Here is a 6,891-nt window from a genome sequence, read left to right as displayed (position 1 = left end):
GGGTGCGGCGCGGTGGGCCGCGTCGTCCTGGCCGTCGGGCGTCGGTATCGCGGGTGGTCCACTCGTCGGTGCGGGTTCGGTGCCGTGAGTGGTGGCGTCCTGGCCGCCGTCCGGTGGTGGCGTGGGTGACCCGTCCCTGTCCTTCGACGCCGGTGGGCCCGAGGGCGCGTCGCCCGTGGGCGTGGGGAGCCGTCGCGCCACCGGGAGTGTCCGCCGCTGAACCGGCGTCGCCCCGGTGCGCGCCCGCGTGAGGGACCTCGACGGGGACGAAGAGCCCGCCGCCGGCACGGGTGTCACCCGGAGCCCGGAGACGGGGAGCGGCGCGTGCACCGCCGGCGCGGACGGCGGCTCGGGAGACACCACCGGGGCGTCCGGGCCGGCAACCGTGCCGGCCCGCGCCGACGCGGGCGGCACTGAGGGCGTCTGCCCGCCCGTACGCATGGCTCCGCCGGACGGGGCCAATGCGAACGCGGAGTTGGACGCGGCGGTCCCGCTCGGCGGGGTGTCTCCGCTGGACGGGGTCGAAGAGGGCGCGGAGTTGGACGTGGCGGTCCCGCCGGGCGCGGCCGCCCCGGTCGGAGTCGGCGCGGACGTGGCGGTGGGCCTTCCCGGTGCGACCGGCCCCCTCGGCGCGACCGCTCGCGCAGGCGAGGCCGGTCCAGCGGCCGCAGTGGCCGTGCCCGCCGTACCCCGCCCCTCGCCCACACCACCCGGCACCCGCGGCGGAAGCAGCCGCAGCGGTACCGCCGGGGTCCGCTGTACCACCGGCTGTCCGGGAGGGCCGGCCAACGGCAGGGCGGCGGCCGGGTTCTCGAGGCCGGACACGGGCCGTGCCGCCGACGAGCGGAACGTGTCGCCGAGCATCGCGCTCGACCGCCCGTCCAGCACCGCATGGGAGGCCGCGCCCATGAACGACGGGTTCTGCCACGTCGGCAGCCGCCCGCCGAACCCGGCGTCGGCGACCCCGGCCGGGCTGGGGGCGATGGCCCGCTGGATCGGTGGCAGCCCCGGCCAGGAGGCGGCCACCACCGGCCGCCCGCCCATACGCACCTCACCGCTCGCGGGCTCCGGGCCCACCGCGTCACCGGCGGCGCCCTCGGCAGGCACCCGCTTCCGGAACCGGTCCAGGAAACCCACCGCTCAGCCCTCCGCGCCGGCCCGCGTCACCAGGGACGCGATCTGGTCCGTGTAACGGCGGCGGTCGTGGTGTTCCAGGTCCAGGATCTCCTCCAGGCTCCAGTGGAAGTGGTAGGCGACGTACGCGATCTCCTCGTGCAGCCGGTCGGTCGCGTACGTCACGATTCCCCCAGGCGGCTCCCGCCGAGTTCCACCTCGAACGGCTCCGCGCAGTGCGGGCACCGCACGGCGGCCCGGGTGTGGCCCTCCGCGTTGATCTGGCGGTAGAAGTCCTGGAGGAAGGCCAGGTCGGAGGCGAACATGTTCTCCACGATCCCGTCGTGCACCAGGGGCAGTGTGCCGAGCCGGGTGATGACCCGGCCCAGCAGCACCACGGACAGGAACGCCGGGTTCTCCTGCACCCGCACATCGCGCAGCGGGACGAGTTCGTCCCGCGCCGTCGACAGACGCATCACGCCGTCCCGGTGGACGGTGCCCGCCTCGTCGACGTACCCGCGCGGCAGCTGGAAGGGGAACTCCGTGCGCAGTGACTCCTGTAGCCGCGCGGGGGCGGGCCCCGGAGCAGGGGCCGGCAGCGGCTCCGGTCCCGGCCCGGACACGTCCACACCCGCCTCCGGCCCCGGCGCCTCCGTGCCGGAGTAGGAGACGGCGCCGCCGGCCCTGGCAGCCGTACGCCGCATTACTCGATGACCAGTTCTTCGAACGCGATGGTCACCGTCTCGGTGAGGGCGGACGCCTCACCCGCCTTCACCGTGCTCGCGTCGATCTTGTTGCACCAGGCGTTGCGCAGGTGGTAGCGCTTCACCGGGTTGTTCTGGAAGTCCATCATGATGATGGAGGCGTTCTTGCGGGCCGTGGTCATCTGCCCCGAGATGGACTCGTTGATCCACTGGGTGAACGAGGCCGACTGGGTCATACCGCGGACGACCGTGCAGGTGCCGTTCTTCTTCACACCCGGCAGGTTCTTGACCACGTTCTGGCCGTTGGGGGTGTTCTGCTGGTAGGTGATGACGTCCTGCTCGATGCTGAGGCCGCTGACCTCGGCCAGGTACTCGACCATCACGCCGTCGATCTGGAGGCCGAAGTTGTGTGAGGTGAGGGCGTCACCCGGCTGGAGACTCATGTGTTCGCTGTCCTTGTGAGGGTCCTACTGGAGAAAGGCGTACGAAAAGGCCGTACGAAATCGCCGTACGAAGTCGCCGTACGAAGTCGCCGTACGAACAGGGCGTACGACAGGTGGGTCCTACTCCTCCAACTCCCCGCTGCCGCTGGAGAACTGGGCCAGCCTGAAGATCACGAACTCGGCGGGCTTGACCGGGGCGATGCCGATCTCGCAGACGACCCGGCCGACGTCGACCGACTCCGGCGGGTTGGTCTCCTCGTCGCACTTGACGTAGTACGCCTCCTCGGGCCGCTGGCCGAAGAGCGCGCCGCTGCGCCACTCGTTGACCAGGAACGCCGAGATGTTGCGCCGGATGCGGGCCCACAGGGCGTGGTCGTTCGGCTCGAACACCACCCACTGGGTGCCGATCAGGATCGACTCCTCCAGGTAGTTGAAGTACCGGCGGATGTTCAGGTAGCGCCAGGCCGGGTCGGAGGAGAGGGTGCGGGCGCCCCAGACACGGATGCCCCGGCCGGGGAACGCGCGGATGCAGTTGACGCCGATCGGGTTGAGCAGGTCCTGCTCGCCGCGGGTGATCTGGATCTCCAGGTCGACCGCGCCGCGTACGACCTCGTTGGCGGGCGCCTTGTGGACGCCGCGCTCGGAGTCGTTGCGGGCCCAGACGCCGGCGACGTGGCCGCTCGGCGGGATCAGCCGGGACTGGCCGCTCGCCGGGTCGAAGGTCTTGATCCACGGGTAGTACAGCGCCGCGTACTTGGAGTCGTAACCGGCGGTCTCCTGGCGCCAGACGCGGATCTGACGGGCGTTCATGCTCGGCGGCGGGTCGATGATCGCGACCCGGTCGCCCATCAGCTCGCAGTGCGCGATCAGCCCGAGCTGGACCGCCTTGACGGCCTCCAGGTCGATCGCGCCGCGCTGGTAGGCGGCCATCAGGTCGGGCACCGTGACCATGGAGATCTCGTCGATCGCCTCCAGGCCGCCGAAGCCGGTGCGGTCGGCGGAGTCGCCGAGGTACGTCGCCGGGCCGGGGTGCGACTCCTCCGGAGCACCCGACGACGCACCGGACGACGGTACGGCGGGAGCGGCGGCCGGGGCCGGGAGGGCGACCGTCTGGTTGTCCGGGCGGGCCAGCTGCGCGGCCGGCGCGGCCTCGGTGACGGTGATGAGCTTGGAGCGCTCCTTGACCTGCGTGACGACGTAGTTGCGGCCGCCCTTCTTGGCGGTCACGTCGAAGCTCTCGACGGGCCTGTCGCCGTCCTTGACGATCAGCTTGAACCGCTCGGCCGGGCCCTCGCCCTCCGGGTCGGCGACCTCGACGCTCAGCGAGCCGGTGCTGCCCGGGGCGATGGCCGTCACCGCGAACGTGCCGAGCTGCCGAGGCTCCGCCGGCGGCAGCGCGACAGGGGCGGCGGCGCCGGTCACGGCGGCGGGCGCGGTGCCGGCCGAGCCGTCGACGGGCGCGCCCTCGGCGGAGCCGCCGACGCGGACCACGTAGGCGGCCGTTCCGCCGTTGTTGAAGAAGCCGTACACGGAGTGCGCGAGGTAGTACCCCTCGGTGAACTCACCGAAGGAGGCGACGTACTGGCTCCAGTTGGTCACCAGCGTCGGCTCGTTCAGCGGACCGGTCGGCGCGAGTCCCACGAAGGCCGCGACCGACGTGCCCACCCCCTCGATGGGGCGCGAGCCGCTGGCCACCTCCTCGACGTAGACGCCGGGCGACAGGTAGGACGGCATGCTCTGCTCTCCTCGGGGTACGAGACAGGAACGCCCTCCAGCCTCACGCGCGCACGACACCCGCCGAAATGGCCTGCGGTGCCGAGGCGGGGGCAGGCCCCTTGCCCCGACGGGCAGTGCATCGCGTTGCCCCCGGGTATGCCCCTGGGTACCTTCCGGCGTCCGGCACGGTCCCGTAAGGCTGGAAGACCAGTTACCGAGCGTCGAGGGGGACGTTGTGCGCGCCCACGGATCACCGGCCCAGCGAACCGCCGATCAGGACACCGCCCGCCGCACGGCCGCGCCGGTCACCCGCGTGCAACGCATGCTGGCACTCCAGCGGGCGGCGGGCAACGCGGCGGTGGCCCGTGCGGTGCAGGAGGAACGGCACGAGCACTCCGAGGGCTGCGGCCATGGCCCGTCGGTGGAGCGGTCGACGGTGCACGAGGTGCTGCGCACCCCCGGGCAGCCCCTGGACACACCGTTGCGCACGGAGATGGAGGCCCGTTACGGAGGCGCCGACTTCAGTGGGGTCCGCGTGCACACCGACACGGTGGCCCAGCGGTCGGCGGCGGAGATCGGCGCGAAGGCCTACACCTCCGGCTCGCACGTGGTGTGGGACGGCACGGACAAGCCCACCCTCGCCCATGAACTGACGCATGTCATCCAGCAGAGCCAGGGCGCCGTCCCGGGCACGGACAACGGCTCCGGGCTGCGCGTGTCCGACCCCTCCGACTGGGCCGAGAAGCAGGCGGAGGAGACCGCCCGGCAGGTGATGGCGGGCCCGGTCCCCGCACAGCGTGCGGTCCGTGACGGCGCCGCCGGCCCGGCGGCCCCCGCGAGCGCGCCCTCCGTGCAACGTGTGCTGGAGCTGGCCACCAACCCGAGCCAACTGACCGAGAGCGACGACGACTACAGCTCCGAGGACGACCTCACCGCCCAGCAGGCGCAACTTCCGGCGCCGACGTCCGACAGCGCCGTGGCGGCCGCGGTGGAGGCGGGCGGCGAGACCGTGGTGACCCTGTACCGGGGCGACGACATGGCGAGGATCCGCGCGATGGCGGAGAACAACTCGGCCGGCGGTGTCACCTCCGACGCCAACACCCCCGCGCCCACCGAGGCACAGGCCGGCGCCCAGGTCAGCCGGGGACGTCTCTACCCGGAGTTCACCGCGGACCGCTACATCTCGCGGCAGTTCAGCCGCCAGGGCGCGCGGGGCGTGGTCGTGGTGCGCATCAAGGCCAAGTACCTCACCCGTGGTTCCCAGTCCGAAGAGGGCTGGGTGGCGCTGCCCGGAGCGCCGGTCCAGGTGGTCGCCATCGTGGACCGCAGCCGGGGCAAGACGCAGGGGCGCGCCGTGAACGCCTCCTGACTCGCCTGCCGCGCTGGGCCGTTGGGGCAGCGCACCCGGCCCGTTCCGTACCGGTCGTCTGCCCCTGCGACCGGTGACCCGGCTCCGGGCGTCCTCGTAGCCTCGGCGCATGAGTCTGTGGACTTCTCTGGAACCGGCATCCGCGACGGTGGATCCGGGTGGCAGTACCCGTGTGCGGATGAGGTTGCGCAACACCGGTGACGTGGTCGACGAGTACCGTTTCGAACCGGTGGGGCCGGTCGCGCCGTGGACGACGGTGGAGCCGCAGACGCTGCGGTTGTATCCGGGGACGACGGGGACGGTGGAGCTGACGTTCGCGCCGCCGCGTACGCCGGACGCGACCGCCGGTCCGAACCCGTACGCGGTGCGGATCACGCCGACCGAGCACCCCGAGGCGACGACCGTCCCCGAGGGCAACCTCACCATCACCCCGTTCACGGAGGTGCGGGCGGAGCTGGTGCCGCCGACGGTGAAGGGCCGTTTCCGTGGGCGGCCCCGCCTGGCCGTCGACAACCTCGGCAACACCAAGCTGACCGCGTCCGTCAGCGGCAGCGACAACGGCGACCAGCTGTCGTACGACATCCATCCGAGCAACGTGCAGATCGAGCCGGGCCGGGCGGCGTTCGTGAAGGCGACGCTGAAGCCGCGGAAGATCATCTGGTTCGGGGGGAAGGAGCAGCGGCCGTACACGCTGTCCGTGCTCCGCTCCGGGACCAACCCGCTCCCCGTGGAGGGCACTTACGTCCAGCGCGGGTTCCTGCCCCGGTGGCTGGCCACCTTCTTCGGCGTCTTCACGGCTCTCGCGGTCACCTTCGTGATGCTGTGGATCGCCTACAAGCCCGATGTCGGCACCGGCGCCACCGAGAAGACCGCCGAGGCCGGCACCACCCTCGCCCCCAGTCCCTCCGCGAGCGCGTCACCGGCGCTGCCGCCGGCCCCCGCCATGACCAGCGCGCCGCCGGCCGCCGAGACCGGTGCCGCGGCCGGGGCGGACGGGTCCGGCGACGGGGGCGGCGGGGGCGGCGCCAAGGCCACGGTGACGGCCAAACCCAAGACGGACACGGCGGCGACCGCCGTGAACCGGCTGGCGACGAGCGACCCCAGCGGGCGGCACGTCTGCTACCGCGCCTACGTCGAGGACGAGGGCTGGCAGAAACCGGTGTGCGACGGCACCGTCGCCGGCACGGTCGGCCAGGGCAAGGCGATCAAGGAACTCGACGTCGCGGTGTACGGCGTCCAGGGCTCCGCCGGCAACGCCATGGTGCACGACCCCCAGTCTTCCAACGGCCAGGGCAAGTGGATGCCGAACTGGACGGCCATCGTCGCCGACGGCAAGGACAACTACATCGGCAGCACGAAGAAGGACGATCCGTACATGGTGACCTTCGTGTGGAACGTCGGCTCCGGGCAGGCCTGTAGCACGGTCAAGATCAGCGACCAGAACTGGGACGACCAGACCTGCAACAACGCGCGCCCCGACCTCAACACCGCCGGCCACTTCGACAACGCGCGCCGACTCGAGGCCATCAAGCTGACGGTGTGAAGG

At 72.2% G+C, this 6,891-nt stretch carries 7 protein-coding genes; 3 read left to right on the top strand and 4 right to left on the bottom strand.

Annotation, left to right across the window (positions count from 1 at the left end; genetic code table 11):
• Positions 1-247: 247 nt before the first annotated feature.
• Positions 248-1,192 (top strand): hypothetical protein, encoded by a 945-nt coding sequence (locus tag ACFY01_RS34200; protein ID WP_390739651.1) that lies wholly within the window; start codon positions 248-250, stop codon positions 1,190-1,192.
• Here ACFY01_RS34200 and ACFY01_RS34195 read toward each other — a convergent pair.
• The 4 genes from ACFY01_RS34195 to ACFY01_RS34180 form a co-directional block, all read right to left on the bottom strand.
• The gene (locus ACFY01_RS34195) at positions 1,141-1,299 is read right to left on the bottom strand and encodes a DUF6760 family protein (RefSeq protein WP_165955685.1); all 159 of its coding nucleotides are present in this window, start codon (positions 1,297-1,299) and stop codon (positions 1,141-1,143) included. The two genes, ACFY01_RS34200 and ACFY01_RS34195, sit on opposite strands and share 52 nt — an antisense overlap.
• Positions 1,296-1,817, bottom strand: coding sequence for a hypothetical protein (locus ACFY01_RS34190; RefSeq protein ID WP_390739650.1), 522 nt, complete (start codon positions 1,815-1,817; stop codon positions 1,296-1,298). The genes ACFY01_RS34195 and ACFY01_RS34190 overlap by 4 nt, the downstream gene beginning before the upstream one ends.
• Positions 1,817-2,260 carry a phage tail protein gene (locus ACFY01_RS34185; RefSeq protein ID WP_132856017.1) on the bottom strand — a complete coding sequence of 148 codons (444 nt, stop codon included), beginning with the start codon at positions 2,258-2,260 and terminating at the stop codon, positions 1,817-1,819. The genes ACFY01_RS34190 and ACFY01_RS34185 overlap by 1 nt, the downstream gene beginning before the upstream one ends.
• A gap of 120 nt (positions 2,261-2,380) precedes the next feature.
• Entirely contained in the window at positions 2,381-3,994 is a 1,614-nt protein-coding gene (locus ACFY01_RS34180) for a phage tail sheath subtilisin-like domain-containing protein (protein ID WP_390739649.1), read from the bottom strand.
• A 217-nt stretch (positions 3,995-4,211) separates the two neighbouring features.
• Here ACFY01_RS34180 and ACFY01_RS34175 point away from each other — a divergent pair, with 217 nt between their 5' ends.
• Both ACFY01_RS34175 and ACFY01_RS34170 read left to right on the top strand, forming a co-directional pair.
• The gene (locus ACFY01_RS34175) at positions 4,212-5,345 is read left to right on the top strand and encodes a DUF4765 family protein (protein ID WP_390739648.1); all 1,134 of its coding nucleotides are present in this window, start codon (positions 4,212-4,214) and stop codon (positions 5,343-5,345) included.
• Between the two features lie 109 nt (positions 5,346-5,454).
• Complete coding sequence (locus tag ACFY01_RS34170; protein ID WP_390739647.1) at positions 5,455-6,888, top strand: hydrolase; 1,434 nt, start codon at positions 5,455-5,457, stop codon at positions 6,886-6,888.
• Positions 6,889-6,891 lie beyond the last annotated feature (3 nt).

Source organism: Streptomyces sp. NPDC001480, from assembly GCF_042894725.1.
In the GTDB taxonomy this organism is placed as follows: Bacteria; Actinomycetota; Actinomycetes; order Streptomycetales; family Streptomycetaceae; genus Streptomyces.
The sequence above is the reverse complement of the archived record's forward strand: the minus strand, read 5'-3'. Positions and strand labels throughout refer to the sequence as shown.

Bases quoted from the DNA above. Each gene is read 5' to 3' on its own strand.
- ACFY01_RS34190 (WP_390739650.1), bottom strand. From the start codon at position 1,817: ATGCGGCGTACGGCTGCCAGGGCCGGCGGCGCCGTCTCCTACTCCGGC.
- ACFY01_RS34185 (WP_132856017.1), bottom strand. From the start codon at position 2,260: ATGAGTCTCCAGCCGGGTGACGCCCTCACCTCACACAACTTCGGCCTC.
- ACFY01_RS34180 (WP_390739649.1), bottom strand. From the start codon at position 3,994: ATGCCGTCCTACCTGTCGCCCGGCGTCTACGTCGAGGAGGTGGCCAGC.
- ACFY01_RS34170 (WP_390739647.1), top strand. From the start codon at position 5,455: ATGAGTCTGTGGACTTCTCTGGAACCGGCATCCGCGACGGTGGATCCG.